The 22,128-nt window shown below is 72.4% G+C and carries 21 protein-coding genes and 1 tRNA gene; 5 read left to right on the forward strand and 17 right to left on the reverse strand.

Translation table 11 applies throughout. The annotated features are described in order from the left end of the window. Positions 1–220: 220 nt before the first annotated feature. The 6 genes from ACQXVK_RS15575 to aceE all read right to left on the reverse strand — a co-directional run bounded on the left by ACQXVK_RS15575 (position 221) and on the right by aceE (position 8,181). Positions 221–1,465 (reverse strand): beta-ketoacyl-[acyl-carrier-protein] synthase family protein, encoded by a 1,245-nt coding sequence (locus ACQXVK_RS15575; protein WP_022906377.1) that lies wholly within the window; start codon positions 1,463–1,465, stop codon positions 221–223. A gap of 201 nt (positions 1,466–1,666) precedes the next feature. Next, positions 1,667–1,915, reverse strand: a complete 249-nt coding sequence (locus tag ACQXVK_RS15580; protein WP_022903951.1) for an acyl carrier protein — start codon at positions 1,913–1,915, stop codon at positions 1,667–1,669. A gap of 112 nt (positions 1,916–2,027) precedes the next feature. Then, complete coding sequence (locus ACQXVK_RS15585; RefSeq protein WP_430854171.1) at positions 2,028–3,083, reverse strand: beta-ketoacyl-ACP synthase III; 1,056 nt, start codon at positions 3,081–3,083, stop codon at positions 2,028–2,030. Then, entirely contained in the window at positions 3,080–4,021 is a 942-nt protein-coding gene (locus ACQXVK_RS15590; protein ID WP_430854172.1) for an ACP S-malonyltransferase, read from the reverse strand. The genes ACQXVK_RS15585 and ACQXVK_RS15590 overlap by 4 nt, the downstream gene beginning before the upstream one ends. Before the next feature lie 181 nt (positions 4,022–4,202). Beyond that, positions 4,203–5,429, reverse strand: coding sequence for a PucR family transcriptional regulator (locus ACQXVK_RS15595; protein ID WP_022906374.1), 1,227 nt, complete (start codon positions 5,427–5,429; stop codon positions 4,203–4,205). Between the two features lie 7 nt (positions 5,430–5,436). Further along, on the reverse strand, positions 5,437–8,181 hold the full coding sequence (gene aceE, locus ACQXVK_RS15600) for a pyruvate dehydrogenase (acetyl-transferring), homodimeric type (protein ID WP_430854173.1): 2,745 nt from the start codon (positions 8,179–8,181) through the stop codon (positions 5,437–5,439). A 243-nt stretch (positions 8,182–8,424) separates the two neighbouring features. Here aceE and ACQXVK_RS15605 point away from each other — a divergent pair, with 243 nt between their 5' ends. Continuing rightward, entirely contained in the window at positions 8,425–8,913 is a 489-nt protein-coding gene (locus tag ACQXVK_RS15605; RefSeq protein WP_430854174.1) for a peroxiredoxin, read from the forward strand. A 53-nt stretch (positions 8,914–8,966) separates the two neighbouring features. Next, on the forward strand, positions 8,967–9,893 hold the full coding sequence (locus tag ACQXVK_RS15610) for an alpha/beta fold hydrolase (RefSeq protein WP_430854175.1): 927 nt from the start codon (positions 8,967–8,969) through the stop codon (positions 9,891–9,893). A gap of 10 nt (positions 9,894–9,903) precedes the next feature. Here ACQXVK_RS15610 and ACQXVK_RS15615 read toward each other — a convergent pair whose 3' ends face one another. From ACQXVK_RS15615 to ACQXVK_RS15635, 5 genes are all read right to left on the reverse strand, one after another. After that, positions 9,904–11,490, reverse strand: coding sequence for an alpha/beta hydrolase (locus ACQXVK_RS15615; RefSeq protein WP_430854176.1), 1,587 nt, complete (start codon positions 11,488–11,490; stop codon positions 9,904–9,906). Next, positions 11,487–12,443, reverse strand: a complete 957-nt coding sequence (locus ACQXVK_RS15620) for an amino acid--[acyl-carrier-protein] ligase (RefSeq protein WP_022907988.1) — start codon at positions 12,441–12,443, stop codon at positions 11,487–11,489. The genes ACQXVK_RS15615 and ACQXVK_RS15620 overlap by 4 nt, the downstream gene beginning before the upstream one ends. Continuing rightward, entirely contained in the window at positions 12,440–13,648 is a 1,209-nt protein-coding gene (locus ACQXVK_RS15625; RefSeq protein WP_430854177.1) for an acyl-CoA dehydrogenase family protein, read from the reverse strand. Before ACQXVK_RS15625 ends, ACQXVK_RS15620 begins: the two co-directional genes overlap by 4 nt. After that, a complete protein-coding gene (locus tag ACQXVK_RS15630) occupies positions 13,645–13,932 on the reverse strand; it encodes an acyl carrier protein (protein ID WP_042723988.1) in 288 nt (95 codons plus the stop codon). The genes ACQXVK_RS15625 and ACQXVK_RS15630 overlap by 4 nt, the downstream gene beginning before the upstream one ends. Before the next feature lie 113 nt (positions 13,933–14,045). Further along, a complete protein-coding gene (locus tag ACQXVK_RS15635; protein ID WP_430854178.1) occupies positions 14,046–14,423 on the reverse strand; it encodes a holo-ACP synthase in 378 nt (125 codons plus the stop codon). A 103-nt stretch (positions 14,424–14,526) separates the two neighbouring features. Here ACQXVK_RS15635 and ACQXVK_RS15640 point away from each other — a divergent pair, with 103 nt between their 5' ends. Together ACQXVK_RS15640 and ACQXVK_RS15645 are read left to right on the forward strand one after the other, a co-directional pair. Continuing rightward, on the forward strand, positions 14,527–15,570 hold the full coding sequence (locus ACQXVK_RS15640; RefSeq protein WP_402262338.1) for a hypothetical protein: 1,044 nt from the start codon (positions 14,527–14,529) through the stop codon (positions 15,568–15,570). After that, positions 15,567–17,141: a phenylacetate--CoA ligase family protein gene (locus tag ACQXVK_RS15645; RefSeq protein ID WP_430854179.1), complete on the forward strand. Its 1,575-nt coding sequence runs from the start codon at positions 15,567–15,569 to the stop codon at positions 17,139–17,141. The genes ACQXVK_RS15640 and ACQXVK_RS15645 overlap by 4 nt, the downstream gene beginning before the upstream one ends. A 6-nt stretch (positions 17,142–17,147) precedes the next feature. Here ACQXVK_RS15645 and ACQXVK_RS15650 read toward each other — a convergent pair whose 3' ends face one another. The 5 genes from ACQXVK_RS15650 to ACQXVK_RS15670 are packed head-to-tail and all read right to left on the reverse strand — an operon-like array spanning position 17,148 to position 20,810. After that, a complete protein-coding gene (locus tag ACQXVK_RS15650; RefSeq protein WP_430854180.1) occupies positions 17,148–17,711 on the reverse strand; it encodes a hypothetical protein in 564 nt (187 codons plus the stop codon). Then, positions 17,705–18,685 carry an aldo/keto reductase gene (locus tag ACQXVK_RS15655; protein WP_430854181.1) on the reverse strand — a complete coding sequence of 327 codons (981 nt, stop codon included), beginning with the start codon at positions 18,683–18,685 and terminating at the stop codon, positions 17,705–17,707. The genes ACQXVK_RS15650 and ACQXVK_RS15655 overlap by 7 nt, the downstream gene beginning before the upstream one ends. Before the next feature lie 35 nt (positions 18,686–18,720). Beyond that, the gene (locus ACQXVK_RS15660; protein WP_430854182.1) at positions 18,721–19,248 is read right to left on the reverse strand and encodes a hypothetical protein; all 528 of its coding nucleotides are present in this window, start codon (positions 19,246–19,248) and stop codon (positions 18,721–18,723) included. A gap of 60 nt (positions 19,249–19,308) precedes the next feature. Next, positions 19,309–20,166, reverse strand: a complete 858-nt coding sequence (locus ACQXVK_RS15665) for a hypothetical protein (RefSeq protein ID WP_430854183.1) — start codon at positions 20,164–20,166, stop codon at positions 19,309–19,311. Beyond that, the gene (locus ACQXVK_RS15670; protein WP_430854184.1) at positions 20,166–20,810 is read right to left on the reverse strand and encodes a SatD family protein; all 645 of its coding nucleotides are present in this window, start codon (positions 20,808–20,810) and stop codon (positions 20,166–20,168) included. The genes ACQXVK_RS15665 and ACQXVK_RS15670 overlap by 1 nt, the downstream gene beginning before the upstream one ends. A gap of 86 nt (positions 20,811–20,896) precedes the next feature. On the opposite strand from ACQXVK_RS15670, the gene ACQXVK_RS15675 reads away from it, so the two are divergent. Further along, positions 20,897–20,969, forward strand: a tRNA-Val gene (locus ACQXVK_RS15675). Positions 20,970–21,064: 95 nt separating this feature from the next. Here the strand turns inward: ACQXVK_RS15675 and mgrA are convergent. Further along, positions 21,065–22,108, reverse strand: coding sequence for an L-glyceraldehyde 3-phosphate reductase (gene mgrA, locus ACQXVK_RS15680; protein WP_430854239.1), 1,044 nt, complete (start codon positions 22,106–22,108; stop codon positions 21,065–21,067). Positions 22,109–22,128: the final 20 nt, after the last annotated feature.

The following is a 22,128-nucleotide window of genomic DNA, read 5'->3' on the forward strand; positions in this document are numbered from 1 at the left end:
CGGGCGTCGGCGCGCGCCGGAGCCGCGAAACTGTCCGCGGGGCCGAGTCTCGGCGCACCGCCGCGGCCACGGGCCGCGGCCACGGCAGCGGCCACGGACAGCGGCCACGGGCAGCGGCCGCGGGGAGCGCGCCGCGCCCGGACCGGCCACGGGAACGACGGAAGCCCGCCCCGACGACGCGGGACGGGCCTCCAGGACCGGACGGACCGGACAGACGGACTCAGACGCTGCGGAACGCGACCACGGCGTTGTGCCCGCCGAACCCGAACGAGTTGCTCACGGCGAGCAGGTCGCCCTGCGGCAGCTCGCGCGGCGACGTGGCGACGTCCATCACGATCTCCGGGTCCTGCTCGGTGAGGTTGATCGTCGGCGGCGCGACCCGGTTGTGCAGCGCGAGGGCCGTGAACGCGGCCTCGATCGCACCGGCACCACCGAGCAGGTGGCCGGTCGACGCCTTCGTGGCGGACACCACGACCTGGTCGAGGTGGTCGCCGAAGACCCGACGCATCGCGTGGTACTCGGCCACGTCGCCCACGGGGGTCGAGGTGGCGTGCGCGTTGACGTGGACGACGTCCTCGCGGGAGGCGCCGGCGTGCTCGAGCGCCTGCAGGACGGCGCGGGCGGCGGCGCTGCCCTCGGGGTCGGGCGCGGTGATGTGGAACGCGTCCGAGGTGATGCCGGCTCCGGCGACCTCGGCGTAGATCTTGGCGCCGCGGGCCTCGGCGTGCTCCTTGGTCTCGAGGATGAGCGCCGCGGCGCCGTCCGCGAGCACGAAGCCGTCGCGCGTGACGTCGTACGGACGCGAGGCGGTCTCGGGGGAGTCGTTGCGGCGGGAGAGCGCCTGCATCGAGGCGAACGCCGCGAGGGGCAGCGGGTGCAGCGCGGCCTCGGCGCCACCGGTGATGACGATGTCGGCCTCGCCGGTCGCGACGTGGCGGTAGGCCTCGGCGAGGGACTCGGTCGAGGACGCGCACGCCGACAGGTAGGTGCGCGCACCGCCGCGGGCGCCGAACTCCATCTCGATGGCGGCGGCCGGGCCGTTCGCCATGAGCATCGGCACCGTCATCGGCAGGACGCGACGCGGGCCCTTCTCACGCAGGGTGTCCCAGGCGTCGAGCAGCGTGTTCACGCCACCGATGCCGGTCGCCCAGTCGACGATGAGGCGTTCGGGGACGACGGTCTCGGCGTCGATGCCGGCGTCGGCCCAGGCCTCGCGCGCGGCGACGAGGGACAGCTGCGACGAGGGGTCGAGGCGCTTCGACTCGGGGCGGGTGAGCTGGTCGGTGAGGAACCGGCGCGACTGGCCGGCGAACTCGACGGGGAGCTCGAGCTCGGCGTAGCGCGGGTCCTCGATGCGGGTGATGCCGGACGTGCCGGCGAGCAGCGCGTCCCACGTCTCCGGTGCGGTCGCGGCGAGGGGTGTGATCGCACCGATCCCGGTGACGACGACGGTCTTGTTGGTCATGGAACGACGTGTTCTTTCGTGAGGACGTCCGGCCGCTCGTGGCGGAGCCGGACGGAGCCGGGGCGGACCGACGAACGCCGGGCCGGGGTGGTCCGACGGACGCCGGACGCGTGTGGGCCGACCAGGGTCGGTCCGGTGGACGAGGTGAGCGCCGCGGCCCGCGGCTGGTCCGCCGGGGCCGCGGCGCTCAGGAAGCTCGCGTCAGGCCTGTGCCTTGACGATGTAGTCGACGGCGTCGCCCACGGTCTTGAGGTTCTTGACCTCTTCGTCGGGGATCTTCACGTCGAACTTCTCTTCGGCGTTCACGACGATGGTCATCATCGAGATCGAGTCGATGTCGAGGTCGTCGGTGAACGACTTGTCGGCGGCGACGGTGTCGGTCGCGATGCCGGTCTCGTCGTTGATCAGCTCGGCCAGGCCGGCGAGGACTTCTTCGTTGGACAGGGCCATGGGGATTCTCCTTGAGGGGGGTGTCGTTTGACCGTGGACCAGCCTAGGGCACGCGGCGGTCGCGCGCCCGGAGGCTCGTCGGGGTGGTCACGCGGGTGCGCGACCGGGTGGGCTAGGGGAGGACGACCACCTGCGCGCCGAACACGAGTCCGGCGCCGAACCCGATCTGCAGGGCGAGGCCGCCCGACAGGTCCGGGTGCTCTTCGAGCAGGCGGTGCGTGGCGAGCGGGATGCTCGCGGCGGAGGTGTTGCCGGTCGTGGTGATGTCGCGCGCGATGGCGACCGTGTCCGGCAGGCCGAGCTGCTTGGCGAACTCGTCGATGATGCGGATGTTCGCCTGGTGCGGCACGAACGCGGCGAGGTCCGACGGAGTGATCCCCGCGGCCTCGATCGCCTCGCGGGCGACCTTCACCATCTCCCAGACCGCCCAGCGGAAGACCGTCTGCCCGGCCTGGCGCATGGTCGGACGCGGCGCTCCGGCGGCCCACTCGTTGTAGGTCGCGGTCATGCCGATCGCGTCCCACTTCGAGCCGTCGGAGCCCCAGATCGTCGGTGCGATCCCGGGGAAGTCGCTCGGGCCGACCACGGCCGCACCGGCACCGTCCCCGAGGAGGAACGAGATGGAGCGGTCGGTCGGGTCGACGACGTCGCTGAGCTTCTCGGCGCCGATGACCAGCACGTGGTCGGCGAGACCGGACTTGATGAAGGAGTCGGCCTGGGCGATGCCGTACGCGTAGCCGGCGCACGCCGCGCTGACGTCGTACGCGGCGGCCGGCGTCGCGCCGATCCGCTCGGCGAGCAGGGAGGCCATCGACGGGGTCGCGACGGTGTGCGTCACGGTGCTGACGAGGACGACGCCGATCTGCGACGGCTCGATGCCGGCCTTCGCGATGGCCTCGCGCGCGGCGGCCTCGGCGAGGTCGACCGCCTCGGTGTCGGCCCCGGCACGCTTGCGCGTGACGATGCCGGTGCGCTGGCGGATCCACTCGTCGGACGAGTCGATCGGGCCGATGAGGTCGTCGTTCGGCACGACGTTCTCGCCGCGGGCGGCGCCGTAGGCGAGGATGCGGGTGAACTCGTGGCCCCGGCGCTGCTGGAGCAGCGGACGGGAGGCGCGGTTCGGCTCCGTCTGGTCGCTCGCGACGGACGGGGTGGAGGACTCGGTCATGCGGTTGCGTCTGCTTCCTGGCCCGCGCTCTGCAGCAGGTCGATCGCTGCGGGCAGGTCGTCGGGGGTCTTGATCGCGACGGTCGGCGTGCCGCGCAGACCGCGCTTCGCCAGGCCGACGAGGGCACCGGCGGGGGCGAGTTCGATGATGCCGGTCACGCCGGCGGCCGCGAAGGACTCCATCACGGCGTCCCAGTGCACCGGGCTCTGGATCTGCTGCACCATCAGGTCGACGAAGCGTCGGCCGTCGTCGACCCGGGAGCCGTCGGCGTTGGTCCAGATCGGCAGCGTCGGGTCCTGCACCGTCGCGGCGGCCGCCACGGGGGCGACGCGCTCGACGGCCGGGGCCATGTACCGGGTGTGGAACGCGCCGGCGACCGCGAGCGGGATGACCCGGGCCTTGGTCGGCGGGTCGGCGACGAGCGCGGCGATCGCGTCTGCCGCACCGGCGACGACCGTCTGGCCGCCACCGTTGTGGTTCGCGGGTACGAGGCCGTGCGCCTCGAGCGCGGCGGCGACCGCGTCGGCGTCCCCGCCGAGCACGGCTGCCATCGAGGTGGGTTCGAGCGCTGCGGCGTCCGCCATGGCCCGACCGCGTTCGGCGACGAGGGCGATGGCGTCCGTCGGCTCGAGGATGCCGGCGACCCCGGCGGCGGTGAACTCGCCGACCGAGTGTCCGGCGACACCGCCCACGAGGGCACGGCGGCCGTCGGCGAGCAGGGCGTCGGCGGTGATGAGGCCCGCGGCGACGATGAGCGGCTGCGCGAGCGCGGTGTCCTTGATCGTCTCGGCGTCGGACTCGGTGCCGTGTGCGGCGAGGTCGATGCCGATGGCCTCGGACCACGCTCCCACGCGGTCACGGACGATGGCGTCCTCGAGCCAGGGGGCGAGGAAGCCGGGGGTCTGGGAGCCCTGTCCGGGCGCGACGACGACGATCACCGGACAATCCTGCCGGTCGCCCCGCGCCGCACCCGTGTGGACTTCCCACAGCGATGTCCACGAGACATTGTGGACTTCCCACCGACGGGACCGGGTGCGCCGACCGGCACCGACGGTGCGCTGACCGACGGTGCGCTCACCGACGGTGCGCTCACCGACGGTGCGCTCACCGACGGTGCGTTCACCGACGGTGCGGGATGCGGCGCCGCCCGGCCGTCGACTCGGACATCGCGCCGAGGATGAGCGCGGACTGGACGATGAGGGCGTCCCGCGCGTGCGTGGCGTCCCACCCGATGATGTCCGCCACGCGGCGCAGCCGGTAGCGCACCGTGTTCGGGTGCACGAACAGCTCCCGCGCCGTGGCCTCGAGCGAGCGGCCGGTGTCGAGGTAGCACCAGAGCGTCTGCAGGAGTTCCGTCGACTGGTCCTTGAGCGGCACGTAGATCCGCTGGACGAGCGCCGACCGGGCGAGCGGGTCGCCGGCGAGGGCGCGTTCGGGCAGCAGGTCGTCCGCCAGTGCCGGGCGCGGGGCACCACGCCAGGCTCGGGCCACCGCGAAGCCGGCGAGGGCCCCCTTCGCGCTGGTGGACGCGTCGACGACGCCGGGGACCTCGTTGCCGAGCACCAGGTGTCCGTCGCCGAACGAGGGTTCGAGCGCCTGCGCGATGGCGGTGAACGACACCGGCTCCTCGCCCTCGGGCACGTCGTCACGCGGGGTGGCGCGACCGATCACCACGACGAGGCGTGACCCCTGCACGCCGATCAGCACGTCGGCGTCCATGTGCCGCGCGGTCCGCCGGATCTGGTCGACCTCGAGCTGCTTCGGCGCGTTGCCGACCAGTACCGCGACCTCGCCGTGACCGTGCCAGCCGAGTGCCGCGATGCGCGAGGGCAGCTCGTCGTCGTACTCACCCGACAGGATCGAGTCGACCACGAGCGCCTCGAGCCGGGCGTCCCACAGCCCGCGGGCCTCGGCCGCACGGGCGTAGACGTCGGCCGCCGCGAACGCGATGTCCCGCGAGTACTTGAGGATCGCCTCCTGCAGCATCTCGTCGTCCTTGGCGCGTTCCTCGACCACGGTGACGACCACGCGGATGAGCTGGAGCGTCTGCTGCAGGCTCACCGATCGCAGGAGCTCGCGGGGCGCCGAGCCGAAGACGTCCGCCGCGGCGATCCACGGGGTCGACGCGGTGCCCTCGAGCCAGCTGATGAACGAGGTGATGCCCGCCTGGGCCACGAGTCCCACGGCGGAGCGCCGCCCCGGTGGCATCTCGCTGTACCAGGGGAGGGTGTCCTCGAGCCGCTTGATCGTGGCGGTGGAGAGTTCCCCGGACACCTGACGGAGCCAGGAGAGCGCCCGCTCGCGCGCGCTCTCCTGGCTCTCGGAGTCCGGTCGGACCGTCGTCACCTGCTGATCAGCTCTCGCCGCCCGCGCTGCCCGTGGTGCCGGCGGTCACGTCGTGCAGACGGTACTTGTCGATCGCCTGCTGCACGAGTGCACCGTCGACCTTGCCCTGCTTCGCGAGCTGCTGCAGCGTCCGCACGACGACCGACGGGCCGTCGATGTGGAAGAAGCGGCGGGCGGCCGGACGGGTGTCCGAGAAACCGAAGCCGTCGGCACCCAGGGTGGCGTAGTCGGTCGGGACGAACGGACGGATCTGCTCCTGCACGGCATGCATGAAGTCGCTCACCGCGACGACCGGGCCCTCGGTGCCGAGCAGACGCTCGGTCACGTACGGGGTGCGGGGCGCCTCGTTCGGGTTGAGGAACGCGTGCTGCTCCGCGGCGAGACCGTCGCGGTACAGCTCACCCCAGCTCGTGACGCTCCACACGTCGGCCGACACGCCCCAGTCCTCGGCGAGCAGCTGCTGCGCCTCGAGGATCCACGGCACGGCCACGCCCGAGGCGAGCAGCTGGGCCTTGGGGCCGTCGTGCTCGCTGCGGTTGAGCAGGTACATGCCCTTGACGATCCCGTCGACGTCGACGCCCTCGGGCTCCGCCGGCTGGACGATCGGCTCGTTGTAGACCGTCAGGTAGTACATGACGTTCGGGTCGGCGTGCTTCGGCGAGCCGTCCTCGTTCGTGCCGTACATCCGGTCGAGGCCGGCCTGCACGATGTGCCCGATCTCGTAGCCGTACGCGGGGTCGTAGGACACCACGGCCGGGTTCGTCGTCGCGAGGAGCAGCGAGTGGCCGTCGGCGTGCTGCAGGCCCTCGCCCGTCAGCGTCGTGCGACCGGCGGTGGCGCCGATCATGAAGCCGCGGGTCATCTGGTCGCCGGCTGCCCAGATGGCGTCGCCGGTGCGCTGGAACCCGAACATCGAGTAGAAGACGTAGACCGGGATGAGCGGTTCGCCCTGCGTCGAGTACGAGGTGCCGACCGCGGTGAACGCCGCCATCGCGCCGGCCTCGTTGATCCCGACGTGGATGATCTGGCCCTGCGGGCTCTCCTTGTAGGCCAGGAGGAGCTCGCGGTCGACGGACGTGTAGTGCTGCCCGTTCGGGTTGTAGATCTTCGCCGTCGGGAAGTACGCGTCCATGCCGAACGTGCGCGCCTCGTCGGGGATGATCGGCACCACACGGTTGCCGAAGTCGGGGGACCGGAGCAGGTCCTTCAGCAGTCGGGCGAACGCCATGGTGGTGGCGATCTCCTGCTTGCCGGAGCCCTTCTTGACGACCTGGTACTTCGCGTCCTCGGGGAGGGTGATCGACGTGTACTTCGTGCGACGTTCCGGCACGTAGCCGCCCAGCTCGCGCCGGCGCTCGTGCATGTACTGGATCGCCTCGTCGTCGTTGCCCGGGTGGTAGTACGGCGGCGTGTAGGGGTTCTCCTCGAGCTGCGCGTCCGTGATCGGGATGCGCATCTCGTCGCGGAACTGCTTGAGGTTGTCGAGCGTCAGCTTCTTCATCTGGTGCGTCGCGTTGCGCCCCTCGAAGCTCGGGCCGAGGCCGTAGCCCTTGACCGTCTTCGCGAGGATGACGGTCGGCTGGCCCTTGTGCTCGGTCGCGGCCTTGAACGCGGCGTAGACCTTGCGGTAGTCGTGCCCACCGCGCTTGAGGTTCCAGATCTGGTCGTCGGTGTAGTCCTTGACCAGGTCGAGCGCCTTCGGGTCGCGCCCGAAGAAGTTCTCGCGCACGTACGCGCCGTTCTCGGCCTTGTACGTCTGGTAGTCGCCGTCCGGCGTCTGGTTCATCAGGTTGAGGAGCGCGCCCTCGGTGTCGCGGGCGAGCAGGTCGTCCCACTCGCGGCCCCAGACGACCTTGATGACGTTCCAGCCGGCACCGCGGAAGAACGCCTCGAGCTCCTGGATGATCTTGCCGTTGCCGCGGACCGGACCGTCGAGACGCTGCAGGTTGCAGTTGATCACGAAGTTCAGGTTGTCGAGGCCGTCGTTCGCCGCGACCTGGAGCTGCCCGCGCGACTCGACCTCGTCCATCTCGCCGTCGCCGAGGAACGCCCAGACCTGCTGGTCGGACGCGTCCTTGATGCCGCGGTTGGACAGGTACTTGGCCTGCTGCGCCTGGTAGATCGCGTTGATCGGGCCGATGCCCATCGACACGGTCGGGAACTGCCAGAAGTGCGGCATGAGACGCGGGTGCGGGTAGGACGAGAGTCCGCCGCCGGCATGCGACTGCTCCTGGCGGAAGCCGTCGAGCTGGTCCTCGCCGAGGCGCCCTTCCATGTAGGCGCGGGCGTACATGCCGGGGGACGCGTGCCCCTGGAAGAACACCTGGTCGCCACCGGACGGGTGGTCCTGCGCGCGGAAGAAGTGGTTGTAGCCGACCTCGTACATGGCGGCGCTCGACGCGTACGTCGAGATGTGGCCGCCGACCGCGATGCCCGGACGCTGGGCGCGGTGCACGGTGATCGCGGCGTTCCACCGGATCCACCGGCGGTAGCGGCGCTCGAGCTCCTCGTCGCCCGGGAACTCGGGCTCGTTCTCCGGCGCGATGGTGTTCACGTAGTCCGTGGTCGGGACCATCGGCACACCGAGGTGCAGTTCCTTGGACCGCTTGAGCAGGCTCAGCATGATCTCGCGGCCACGCTGGTGGCCGTGGGTCCGGACCAGCCCGTCGAGGGACTCACGCCATTCGGCGGTCTCCTCCGGGTCCTGGTCGCTGCTGCCGTGGCTGTACGGGTCCTGGTCGTTCACCGTCACCCTTGACCTCGTTCGTTCTCGTGGTGGTGGACATGGCGGGCCACCGGTTGGTCGGGTCACGACCGGATGGGGCCCCGACCACTCTAGGCCCCCGCACCGACCGAGAGGCTGATGGTGACGTGTGGGTGGACAGGTGCTTGCATTCGGGTGCCGTCGGCGTACGATTGCCGATCGTGCACACGCGACCCGTGCGTGCACGACGAGGACCGGGCACACCCCACGCCCGAGGAAGAAGCACCACTGATGGCACTGGAGATCGGCTCGCTCGCGCCGGACTTCGAACTCCCGAACCAGTTCGGGGAGCACGTCCGCCTCAGCGACTTCCGTGGCATCCGCCCGGTCGCGCTGGTCTTCTTCCCGCTCGCGTTCTCGTCGACCTGCACGAACGAGCTCTGCACGCTGCAGGACAACATCGCGATGTTCCAGGACCAGCGTGTCGAGCTCATCGGCATCTCGGTCGACTCGAAGGCGACGCTCCGCTCGTTCGCCGAGTCGAACGGCTACGACTTCGAGCTCCTCGCGGACTTCTGGCCGCACGGCGCCGTGTCGAAGGAGTACGGGGTCTTCCTCGACAAGAAGGGCTTCGCCACCCGTGCGACCTTCGTGATCGACGTGCAGGGCCGCATCAAGGCCTCGATCATCTCGGAGCCGGGCGTCGCCCGCGACGTCACCGAGTACCGCGCAGCGCTGGACCGTCTGGCCGCCTGCGCCGCACCAGTCGCCGTCGCCTAGCGTTCCGAACACCTGCTGAGACGACGCGCGACGCGTCGCGGACAGGAGGCACGGTGCACGCCGTCGACGACCGCCCGGCCCGCCGGGTGGTCACCACGGACGCCTACGCGCCGTTCCCGGTCAAGGCGGACGCGGCCCGGTGGGGCCTCCGCCGTACGGTCGTGCCGACCGAGGCCGGTCCCGTCGTGGTGCACCACCGGCCGGGACGCGCCGCGATGCTCTTCGTGCACGGCGTCGCCGGCTCGTGGACGACCTGGACGCCGCTCCTCGAGGCCGCGGGCGGCGTCGGTGACCGCGGGCTCGTGCTCGTCGACCTCCCCGGGTGGGGATCGTCTCCCGCGCCGGACGTGCCGATCGACGTCGACCGTGCGGTCGCCGTCCTCACCGCGGTGCTCGACGCCCTGTCGGTCGCGGACGTCGACGTCGTCGGGCACTCCCTCGGCGCCTTCGTCGCGATGCACCTCGCCGTCGTCGCCCCGGCACGCGTGCGCTCCGTGGCGCTGGTCTCCGGCACGACCGTGGCGACCGCCTGGGCGGCGCGACACCCGGTGCGCGCGCTCCGGACGCTCCCCGCGTTCACGCTGCTGCGTGCCGGACTCGCGATCACCGGCGAGACGGCCAGACCGCTCCTGGGCGCACTGGCGGCGATCGGGGTGCTGCCGCTCCTCGCCGCGCCGGTTTTCGCGCACGTGCGCCGGCTCGACCCGAGCGTGCTCGACGCCTTCGTCGACGAGCTCCGGCCGGCCGGCTTCACCGGAGCGGCCCGCGCCGCGGCCGCCTACGACCTCGACCGCTGGCGTGCCGTGACCTGCCCGGTCACGGCGATCGCCGGGCGGGACGACGTCTTCGCCCGGGTCTCCGACCTCGACGCCCTGGTCGCGCTGCTGCCCGGCGCCCGGACCGTGCTGCTCGAGGACTGCGGGCACTTCGCCCACGTCGAGCACCCCGACGCCGTCGCGCACACGCTCGGCCTCGCCTGACCGACCCGGGTCAGGCGTGCACGGGGAACGTCGACGCCACGCGTGACCGGACCTCGCTGAGCACGGCCTGGCGCATCAGCGGGGAGAACAGCGAGTGGTCGCCCTCCGGCACCCGCACGAGGTCCACCCGGCCGGTACGGCCTCGGCTGCTCCACCGACGCAGGGCACGCTGGCCACCGAGTCGGTCGAAGACCTCGACGTCCACGGGCGACGCGATCAGGACGACGTCGGTCCCGTGCTCGACGAGGGGTCGGACGTGCCCGACGACCCCGCCGACGCGGTCGCGGCGGGCCACGCGGTCCCGCACCCACTTCGGCACGGCGGCGTTGTACCAGCGCCGGAGCACGAGGCGCAGCCGCGACGGCTCGTCGATCGCACGCAGGGCGTCGGCGTAGGCGCCGACGGCGGCGGTGTTCCGTCGGTAGTCGTTGGGGCTGATCTCGACGACCATGCGGGGCGCGGTGTCGGCCGACCGTCCGGCGAGCCAGGCGCCGGCGCACATCCCGACGAGGACCAGCCGCTCGGAGGCCACCGCCAGTGCGTCGACGACGGCCTGCTGGTCGTCGATCCACTCCTGCGCGAACATCGGGGACCGCTCGTCCTCGTACACGTCAGAGCTCTCGCCGGTGCCCCGGCGGTCGACGCGGACCACGCGAGCACCGTCCCGCGCCAGCGTCCGGGCGAGGGCGACCTGGTAGTCGGTGGCGCCGACGTGGTGCTCGGCGGCACCGTTGTGCAGGACGACGACGGGGGCGTCCTCGTGCTGTCCGGACGCGACGGTCTCGACGGCGAAGAGCCGCTCGGGACCGATCCGGACGATGCGCTCGGAGGTGCGGGCGTCCACGTCGAGGACCTCGTCGAGCGTCGGCGGCACGGTCGGCACGGCGACGATCGGTGCCCAGGCGTCGATCCACGCCACGACGGTGTCGACGGCGGAACCGGGGATCCGGGCGACCATGCTCGTGCCGTCGAGGAGCTCGGCGCTCCCGGTGACCTCGGTCGTCGGCACCGGACCGAGGGCGCGGGGGGCGCTGCTGCCCGGGCGGACGAGCGCCACGGTCGGGCCGGTGCGCGGCTGGAAGGTCAGTGCGCCGAGCGCGGTCGCCTCGGCGGGGTCGACGTCGATGCCGACGAGGCTCTCGAGCCCGTCGACGACGCGGGTGGCACCGATCGTGATGGTCGCCAGGGCGCGCTGCTTCCGGAGCCACGCGCGTCCCGAGGCCGGCGGGTCCCAGAGGACCAGGCCGTCGGTCGCGGCCGCGGCGGCCGCGGCGATCGGCGCGGCGGACGCGAGTCCGACGAAGGCCACATGGTCGACGCCGGTGGAGCGCAGCAGCGCGGCGGCACGCTGCGCGGACCGCACCTGCGCGTCGGGGTCGTCGTCGGGGGCGGAGTCGCCACGTCCGGACGGGTCGTAGCGCACCGAGGCCACGCCACGCGCCTCCAGTCGGTCGGCCAGCAGGCGCAGCGTGCGGTACGCGATCACGCCCTCCTGGCCGAGCGGCGGGCAGAGCACGACCCCCGCTCGCGCGGCGGCCGGCAGTTGCACGGCGACGCGGAGCGCGGGTCGGCCCGACCAGCCGTGGTGGGTGCTCACAGGGCCAGGGCCGCGCGGACCGGAGCCGGCCACGCGTCGGGGTCCGTGCCGTGGGCGGCGAACAGGGCGATCGTGATGCGCTCGAGCCCGAACGCGACGCACGCGCTGTGGGCGACCTCGCCGTCGGCGGTCCGGATGCCGAACGACGTGCCGAAGTGGTCCTCGTGCAGGTTCGCCGAGCTGATCGCGGTGGCCGGGTGCTCCGGTCCGTAGACGGGCGTGACGAACTCGAACTTGAGCGCCTGCTCGACCTGGTTGCGGGCGAGCATCTGCCCGACCCGCCCGAAGAACGGGTCGTTGGCCGGGACGACGTCGATCTCGAGCCCGAAGGACTCGAGCAGCGCGCGCATGCTCGGGATGCGGCCGTCGCGGTGCTCCTGCGCGGACGCCGGCGTCCCGATGTGCACGAACTCGTGCATGTGGAACGCCTGCAGCCGCATCGGGTCGAGGGACGGCTCGCGGCGGAACGAGTCGCCGACGATGTCGAAGAAGCGGCCCTCCTGGGGGACCGTGTCGCCCACGAGGCCGTACACCGGGTGGCACACCGCGGGGGTGAGCATCAGGTCGGCCGGCTCGAGGAAGTCCTCCCACCGCTCACCGCGCTCGCGTGCGGCGAGCAGCGCGCGGTGGGTCCGGTCGTCGCCGGTGAACCCGGAGATCGACGCGGCGAGGTCCGGGAACGACGCGATGTAGTCGGTGCGCTCGAACGCGGCGAGCGGCTCGACCGGCGGGAAGCGCAGGACGTCGGCACCGAGGTCCCGCTGGCTCGCCACGGCAGCGGCGTCGACCGCGGTGTACACGCGCTCGAAGACGCCCGTGCGGCCGTAGAGGCCGGGCGAGCCGAGGTCGATCAGGACGCCGTCGTCGAGGAGTCGCGCACGCAGCGTCGCGCGGGCGGTGTCGAGGTCGGTGGCGGGCTCGGCCCGGGTGCTGGTGGGTTCGGTGATGGTCACAGGATTGCTCCGGTCATGAGTGCCAGTGCGGCGTCGTTCTGCAGGAGACGGTCGTTGCTCACCATGACGGCGGCCCCGTGCGAGTCTCGGAGGTGGCGGGCGATGCTGAGCTCCCCGCTGGCGGCGAACCCGGCGATGCCGACGATCCGCAGCGCCTTCGTGACGAGGTCGGTGACCTGTTCCGAGGCGTTGATCTTCAGGGCGTTCGCCGCGAGGGCGTACGCCGTCGACTCGAGCACCTCGGGGTCGTCCGCGACCTGGTCGAAGCGGTTCGCGGCGTGCCGCACGGCGTCGGCGAGCGACTGCAGGTCGACGAGGAGCTCGGCGAGCCGGAGCGCACCCGGCGGGGTCTGGCCCACGGCCGCGCGTGCCTGCTTGCGGACGGCCCGGCGGGCGCGGTCGGCGGCGTCCGCCGCGATCCCGAGCCACACCGACGCCCAGAGGACGTGCGACACGGGCAGGACCGTGCGGGCGGAGATCGTGGCGTAGTCGTCGCGGAGGATGCGGTCCTCGTGGGTCTCGGTGTCGAGCACCCATCCGTTGCTGCAGGTGCCGCGGAGCCCGAGCGTGTCCCAGGTCGAGGTCTGCGTGAGGGTCGTCTCGTCGGGCAGGGCGATGACGAGCCGCTGGTCGGACGCCGGTGCGTCGAGGTCGCGCCGGGCGGTGACGAGGATCGCGTCGGCCTCGGTCGCGTAGGAGATGACCGGGGCGTCCTTGCGGAGCCGGATGCGTCCGGCCTGGTCGGGCTCGATGGCGCAGGTGCTCCGTCGGGCGTCGCCACCGATGCCGCGTTCCGTGGTGGACGAGGCGACGAGCGCGCCGTCGCGCACGGCGTCGATCATCGCGGTGACGCCGAGGGCGACCCCGCCGTGCCGCCAGAGCGCCATGGCCTGCCCGTGGTGCATCGCGAACACCATGGCGGTGGCGGCGCACGCGCGACCGAGTTCCGTCGCGATGACGGAGAGCTCGGCGAGGGTGGCGCCCTCACCACCGAGCTCCACCGGGACGGCGGCGGCGAGGAGGCCGTGCTCCTTCATCGCGGCGATCGCCTCGCGCGGGGGACGGGCGTCGCGGTCGACCTCGTCGGCGAACCGGGCGGCGATGTCGACGACGAGCGCGGTGCGGTCGGCGAACCGGTCCACCGGCGCCGCGGCGGCGGTGGCGGTGGCGGGCGCGGCGCTGGTCGGGCGCTCCTCGGTGATCACGCTGCCGACTCCGCTGCCGTGGCGATCGACTCGATGGTCGCGAACGTCGACCGGTGCAGCGCTGCGTCCGGGAACTCCACGTCGAGTTCGTTCTCGACCGCGAGCATGACGTTCACGGTGGCGTGGGAGGTCAGTCCGAGGGCGTAGAGGTCGGCGATCGACGCCACGTCCATGGCGTCGACGACGAGCCGCCCGTGGTCGGCGAGGGCGCGCCGGACGGCCAGCTCGGTCGTCGGGGTGGCGAGTGCGACGGGGGTCGCTGCAGTGGTCGGGTCCTGGTGCATGCTCGCAACCATAGGGAGGACCGCGCCCCGGAAAGCCGCCGTGCGGGTGCGCGAAACCGCACGCGGCGCGAGCAGCCTGAGTGCTTTGACAGGGAAGTGTCCAGCGGCCGCGATCAGCGCTCGGACAGCGCGACGGCGGTGGCGAGCGCCAGTCCCCGTTCGTGGGACAGCGACACCGCGATGGCCCCGCAGCCGATGTCCGCGGCGAGCTCCGCCGCCCGTCCGGACAGCTCCACGACCGGGGCACCGACGGGGTCGAGCACCACGGCGACATCGGTCAGCGGCACCGCGTCCGTGCGGGCCGGCCGCAGCAGCTTCAGCACGGCCTCCTTGCCGGCGAACCGGGCGGCGAGGCGCTCCGGGTCGTCGCGCGCGTCGGCGCGCTCGCGCGGGGTGAACACCCGGGCGAGGTACCGCTCGCCGTGCGCGGTGATGCCGACGATCACGTCCTCGACGGCGGCGAGGTCGGTGCCGGTCCGGATCGTGGTCATGGCGAGAGCGTACGCGTGCGCGCGCCCCCGGGCATTCCCCGAGCGGCATGCGCGTCACCGGGCGTTCGTATGATCGACGCCAGAGACCACCGAGGGGGAACCGATGGCATCACCGTGGACGGGCATCATCGAGGACGCGCGGCACTACCCGTCGCCGCACAACTCGCAACCGATCGTCGTGCGCGTCGAGGACGACCGCACCGCGACCGTGTTCTACGACCTGCGGCGGGGCCTGCCGGCCGAGTCGTTCGGCATCCCGTTCGGCCACGTCTGCGCCGGGGTGTTCCTGGCCGGGCTCGACGTGGTCGCACGGGCGCACGGGTTCGCCGTGCAGGAACGGCTGGACCACGCCGAGATGGACTTCGGGCGGCTCGACGCCGACCCCGGGTCCGACGACCGGCTGCACCGGCTGGGCACCGTCGCGTTGCGCCCGCGCGCCGCGACGGCGGACGACCGGGAGGCGCTGGCCCGCTTCCTCGCGCGGCGCACGTCGCGCAGGCCCTACGACGCGACCCTGGTGGACGAGTCCGCGATCGAGGCCGTGTCCGCCATCGCGTCGGCCGCGGGCCAGCGCTTCCGCACCACCGCGGACCGGGCCGTCGTCGACGAGATCGTCCGGGTCAACCAGGAGACCCTGTTCGACGACCTGCGGCACGACGCCGTGCACGAGGAGATCCTGCACTGGCTGCGGTTCTCGAAGCGGCAGGCGGCGGAGACCGGCGACGGGCTGTCGGCCGAGACGATGCTCATGCCCGGCCCGGTGCTCCGGTTCGCGATGGAGCACCGCGGGCTCTGGGAGGCGCCCGGCGTCGGCGGGCTCTTCCGGCGCGTGTACCTGTCGACGATGCGCGGGGTCCGGCAGCTCGGCTGGCTCGAGGGACCGTTCTCGTCGCCGGCCGAGTACGTCGAGGCCGGCCGGACGTTCATGCGGATCTGGCTCGAGCTCACGGCGCGCGGCGTCGCCCTGCACCCGTTCGGCACCGTGATCACGAACCCCCGATCGCACGCCGCGTTCGTCCAGCGTGCCGGCGTCGACGAGTCCGACGGTCGGATGGCGTGGATGCTCTTCCGGCTCGGCCACAGCGCCCCGCCGCCGCTGGCGCACCGCAGACCCGCAGCGTCTATGACGATCGGGGGTGCCCGGTGAAGCGCGCGGCGGTGTTCTCGGTGGTCTGGGTCGTCGAGACGGTCGTGGCGCTCTTCATGCCGCGCGTCGGCACGCACAAGCTCCTGCTCACGCCGGGCATCGAGCCGCTCCGCTGGACCCTCGGACGCTGGCGTGCCTGGCGGACGGCCGAGCGCGCTGCACGGCGGGTGCCCGCCTACGGGGCCTTCCTGGCGGAGGCGGGTCGCGCCTCCCGGCTGGACACGCGTGGCGGGATCGCCGCAGCGATCTCGGGACTGCCCGAGACGGACAAGGACTCCTACGTCAAGCGCTGGAGCATCCCCGAGCGCTGCGTCGACGGTCGGCTGCCCCGCCGCGGCGTGGTCGTCGACGAGTCGAGCGGGTCGAGCGGCACGCCCACCAGCTGGGTCCGCGGCCCCGACGAACGGCAGGCGACCCGGCAGCTGCTGCAGCTCGGGTTCTCGCGGACCGCGAAGGGCCTGCCGAAGCAGCCGTTCGTGCTCAACGCGTTCTCGCTCGGGGCGTGGGCCACGGGCATGAACGTGACGGCGTCGCTCACCGAGTCCTCGATGATCAAGTCGATCGGGCCGGACCGCGACAAGATCGTGCAGACGATGCGGGAGTTCGGCACCGACTTCACGTACGTCATCTGCAGCTACCCGCCGTTCCTCAAGGCGCTGTTCGAGGACGATCGGCTCGACTGGAGCGCGTACACGATCGTCGCGGCGTTCGGCGGCGAGGGCATCAGCGAGAACATGCGCGCGCACATCGAGCAGTACGCGCAGGCGGTGCTCGGGTCCTACGGTGCGAGCGACCTCGAGATCAACCTCGGCATCGAGACCCCGTTCTCCGTCGAACTGCGGCGGGCGATCGCGGCGTCACCGGAGCTGTCGGCGGCGCTGACGAAGCAGGGGGAGTACGGCGTCCTGCCGATGGTGTTCCAGTTCAACCCGTTCGGGTACCTCATCGAGACGAACGAGCGCGGCGAACTCGTCGTGACGATCGCCCGCTCCGAGAACATCAGCCCCCGGATCCGGTACAACATCCACGACCGTGGGCACGTCGTGCGGATGCCCGCGGTCCGCCGGACCCTGCGCGAGCACGGGTTCGACGCGCTGGCCGACTCCGCCCAGCTCGACCTGCCGCTGCTGTTCCACTACGGCCGGTCCGACCTGTCCGTCGACTACAACGGCGCGGTCGTCGCACCCGACGTCGTCCGCGACGTGGTCTACGGCGATCCGGCGCTGCTCGAGGCGGTCGAGAACCACCGGCTCATCAGCTACGAGGACGACCGCGGCGACCGGCAGCTGCACATCGCGTTCCAGCTCGCGTCCGGCGCGTCCGGGTTCGACGCCGACGGTGCCCGCCCTGCCGTCGTCGCCGAACTGCGGCGGCTGAACAAGGACTTCTCGAACGCGATCCGGACCGCGCCGCCCGGGACCCTGCCGACGGTGGCGTTCTACCCGTACCGCACCGGGCCCTTCCGCGAGGACGGTCGGAAGCTCAAGAACGAGTACGTGTGGCAGCTGCCGGCGGGGGCGGTGGACGAGTGGGACCTCGACCGGTCCTGGACCGCCCCCAAGGAGGCCTGACCGGGGTCAGCGGTACTGCGGTGGCCAGTCGAAGGGCTGCGGCAGGCGCGGCACCTCGCCGATCGTCGTGACGTCGAGCACGACCTCGCGGCGGTTCGTCAGGGCGATGGAGCGCGGATTGCCGAAGTACCGTCGGCCGTCGACCCACACCGTGAGCTCGCCGCGGAGCCCGCCGACGTGCGCGGGACCGAGCGAGACGCCCCACTCGTCGAAGAACTGCCCGAGCGTGAAGGTCTGCCGGGTGGGCGACTCGACGTGCAGGATGCCCGAGGTGTCGTGCGTGTGCAGCTGCGCGGCGAACCGCCGGGCGTCCGAGTGCCCGACGTTCGCAGGCACCGTCACGGGCTCGTCGCCGTCGAGGATCGTCAGGTGGGTGTGGACGTGCTCGGCGAGTCGCTCGCCCCAGACGTTCCGCAGTCCGGCGTCGTCCGCGTGCTCGGCGAGGGTCGTCGGCGCGGGCCACGGGGGAGCGGACCGCGAGGTACCGTCCGCCGGGGTCGTCCCGCCCGCGATGAGCGCCAGGACCGTGAGGGCCGCGAGCGCCGCGCCGACGGCCGCCGGCCTCACCATCGGTCGTGCACGGCGGCGCGGAACCACTCGTCGTACAGTTCGCGGACGGTCTCGTCGAGGCCGGGCACCTCGGGGAGCGAGCCGGCGCCGGCGTTCGACCGGGCCTGCTCGGGGTTGCGCGCACCCGGGATCGCCGCGGTGACGCCGTCCTGGGCGATGACCCAGGCGAGCGCGGCCTGCGGGACCGAGACGGCGTCCGGCAGCGACGCCGCGAAGACCTGCGCGGCACGTACGCCGTCCTCGAAGTCGACCCCGCTGAAGGTCTCGCCCTGGTCGAACGCCTCGCCGTGGCGGTTGTAGTTGCGGTGGTCGCCCTCGGCGAAGGACGTGTCCGCCGTGTACTTGCCGGACAGCAACCCCGATGCCAGCGGGACGCGCGCGAGGATGCCGACCCCTGCCTCCCGTGCGGCCGGGAGCACGCGGTCGAGCGGCTTCAGCCGGAACGCGTTGAGGATGATCTGGACGGTCGCGACGCCGGGACGGGCGATCGCGGTGAGGGCCTGGTCGGTGGTCTCGACGCTGACGCCGTAGGCGGCGATCGAGCCGTCGGCGACGAGCGCGTCGAGGGCGTCGTACACGGCGTCGTCGGCGTAGACCTCGGTGGGCGGGCAGTGCAGCTGGACGAGGTCGAGGGTGTCCTGCTGGAGGTTGCGGCGCGAGCGGTCGACCCACTCGCGGAAGTTGGCGGCGACGTAGTTGGACGGCACCTGTTCGGCGCGTCGGCCCATCTTCGTCGTGATGGTCAGCGGGACGTCGGGGTTCGCCGAGCGCCACGCGCCGATGAGCTGCTCGCTCCGGCCGTCGCCGTAGACGTCGGCCGTGTCGAACAGGGTGACGCCGGACTCGACGGAGGCGTCCATCACGGCGTTCGCGTCGGCGTCCGACACGGGACCCCAGTCACCGCCGAACTGCCAGGTGCCGAGGCCGACGACGGACACGGTGCGGCCGGTACGGCCGAGGGTGCGACTCTGCATGACGGCGAGCGTACCCAGGCTGGGCCCGCGGGGGATCAGGTCGGCGTGGCGACCCCGCGCCGGAGCAGTCGCTTGGCGGCCCGCGCGCGGGGGATCACCCAGAGCGCGCTCCACGTGCCGAGGCCGATCCAGAGCAGGATCAGCATGGTCGTGATGACGGGTCCGTGCTGGTCGCGCATCGACCAGGTCATCATGATCCAGATGGTCGACAGGACGATCTTCCCCCAGCCGGCGACCTCGCGCTCGGCCTGTGCCTGCACGAGTGGGATCCACTCGGCGGCCGGCACGGTCGACGGCACCTCGCCGTCGAGCACCCAGTTCCGGACGACGACGCTCCGCTCGTACCCGCCCTCGGCGCGCCACGAGTGGCGCTGCAGCACCACCGCGATGGTGGTGCCGACGGCGGCCGACGGGATGCCGAGGCCGACGAGCAGCGCAGGGGTCGGTTCCGTCCACGACGACGCCACGAGGACGACGAGCACGACCGCGAACGCGGCACCGGTCGCACCGGCACCGAGCAGCCGCAGGCGGCCGGCCTCGTCGAGGACTCCGACTCCGTTCACGGGGACGACGGTACCCGGCGACGACGGTGCGCTCACCGTGCGTCACCTGGGCGCTGCGTGTCAGCCCTGTGCGAGCAGCCAGCACATGCCGGCCGCGGCGAACGCCATCGCCCAGCTCACCAGGCTGCCGATGAGGAAGTACTCCGCCTGGTACCCGGTCGTCTCGCGGCGGATCTCCGGGAAGCGGACGATGCCCTTGGCGGCGATCAGGGCCGCGACGACGGGGAAGGCCCCGACCAGCGAGAAGCCGGCCAGCAGCAGGCGCTCGATCGGACCGATCATCCGGCCGCCCTTGAGCAGCACGGTGCCGTCGTCGTCGCCGGCGCGCTCGGCCGCAGGGGCATCTCGTCTGGGACGTCGTCCGAACAGCCGTCGCCCGCCGTCGTCCGCGACCGTCCGGCCGACGGTGTCGGGGGAGAGCCCGGGCGGCAGGGCCTGGGCGACGACCACGTTCGCCGAGTCGACCAGGAACAGCGCCGCTCCGACGCCACCGACCATCGCGGCGAGCGGGACGGCGGCGACGAACCCCGGGGCGGACCCGCGCTGCCACTCGACGACGAACCCCGACGGATCGGCGGACGGGGTCGACAGCAGCAGCACCGCGAGGGCGACCGCGAGCAGGACCGACGGCCACGAACCCGACCGACGCCACCAGACCGGTCGCGGCGTGGCGGACGCCCGGGTGTCAGCGGGTCGCACGGGCGTCGTCGTGGCGATCCAGAGGGCGGCGAGCACGATCGCGATGGCCACCGACCCGAGCGTGAGCCCGAGGCCGAGCACGGCGACGACCGCCACACCGATCCACAGCAGCACGACCACGACCGTCGCCAGGACGCGGCGTGGTGCGGCATCGGTGCCGGTCCGGGCGCGCACCACGTCGGCCGTCCCGATGAGGGCGAGCAGGATCCCGGCGAGCATCAGCGGCCCCCGTCCCCGAGGACCCGGAGGCCCTCGACGAGTGCGGCGACGCCCGACTTCTGCACGGACTGCGACACGGCCGACGGGGTGATGCCCTCGTCGGCGGCGATCTGCGCCTGGGTCCGGCCCTGGACCAGTCCGAGGGCGATCCGCCGCGCACGCGGGGTCAGGCGCGAGACGACGTGGTCGCGGCTCAGGAAGTAGGCGTTCACGAGTCGCTCCGTCGCTCCGTGCCGATCTTCGGCGTCGTGGTACCAGGCCCGGAGGAACGCGGTCCGGCCGTCCTCGCGGCGGTGGGTCTCGTTGATTGCGTCGCGCGCGGACCACCACCCGGGGCCGTCCTGCAGGGGGCCGACCGCACCCGTGCCGATCGCCCGCACCGTGCCGCGGCCGATCCCGAACCGGATCTGCACGGTCGGTGGGAGCGCGAGGATCGCCGCGGTGGTCGCGACGAGCGCGTCGGCCAGCGTTGCGTAGATCACCTGGAACTCGTCCCCGACGGTTGCGCGCAGCGGATCGACCGCTTCGACCGCTGGGGTACCGTCGAAGGCTCGCTCGACGTCGCGCTGGGCCGCAGAGCGGTCGTCGAGGGTGCGGGAGTCGACGAGGTCGACGATCACCGCGATGACGGGGTCGGCGTGCACGTGTTAAGGATACGACTTCATATCGCCGAAAGTAAGGCTGTGGCTGAACATCGGTCGGGCTGGTCGACACCGTAGACTCGACGCGAGGGCCTTTAGCTCAGCTGGTAGAGCGCCACGTTTACACCGTGGATGTCGTCGGTTCGATCCCGGCAGGGCCCACCGGATCGTGGACGCGACCGTCTGCGGGACGGGACGGGAGGCGCGGTGCGGGCCCGCACCGCGCCTCCCGTCCGCCACCTGGTGACGGTCGCGGGTCAGGAGACCTGACCGGCGCGCGCACCGGCCCACAGGTCGACGTCGGTGATGCCGACGGAGTGCTCGTCGATGGTGCGGAGCTCCTCCTCGGTGAAGGACGTGTTCGCCAGCGCCGCGACGTTGTCCTCGATCTGGGACACGCGCGAGGCGCCGATCACGAGCGACGTGACCCGCTCGTCGCGGAGCGCCCAGGCGAGCGCGAGCTGCGCGAGGGACTGGCCGCGGGCGGCGGCGACGTCGTTCAGGGCGCGGAGGTGGCCGACGACCTCCGGTGTGATGCTCGACGCGTCGAGGGACTTGCCGGCGGCGGCGCGCGAGTCCTCGGGCACGCCGTCGAGGTACTTGCCCGTCAGGAGCCCCTGCGCGAGTGCGGTGAACCCGATGACGCCGAAGCCGAGCTCGCTCGCGGCGTCGAGCAGCCCCTCGGTCTCGATCCAGCGGTTCAGCATCGAGTACGAGGGCTGGTGGATGAGCAGCGGCGTGCCGAGGTCGCGCAGGATCGCGGCGGCCTGGCGGCTGCGCTCGGCGTCGTACGAGGAGATGCCGACGTAGAGCGCCTTGCCCTGCTGGACGGCGGTGTGCAGCGCGCCCATGGTCTCCTCGAGCGGGGTGGAGGCGTCGAGGCGGTGCGAGTAGAAGACGTCCACGTAGTCGAGGCCGGTGCGCTGCAGCGACTGGTCGAGCGAGGCGAGCACGTACTTGCGGGAGCCGCCGCCCTGGCCGTACGGGCCGGGCCACATGTCCCAGCCGGCCTTGGTCGACACGATCATCTCGTCGCGGTACGGACGGAAGTCCTCGCGCATGAGCCGGCCGAAGTTGAGCTCGGCGGCACCGTACGGCGGGCCGTAGTTGTTCGCGAGGTCGTGGTGCGTGATGCCGAGGTCGAAGGCGCGGCGGCTGATCGCGCGCTGCGTCTCGAAGGGGACGTCGTCGCCGAAGTTGTGCCAGTAGCCGAGCGAGAGCAGCGGCAGGTCGAGGCCGGAGTTCCCGGTGCGGCGGTAGGTCATGGTGTCGTAGCGGTCGCCGCTGGCGGTGTAGGTCATGCCGTCCATCGTGGCAGGAC

The organism is Curtobacterium sp. AB451 (assembly GCF_050585845.1).
Taxonomy (GTDB): Bacteria; Actinomycetota; Actinomycetes; order Actinomycetales; family Microbacteriaceae; genus Curtobacterium.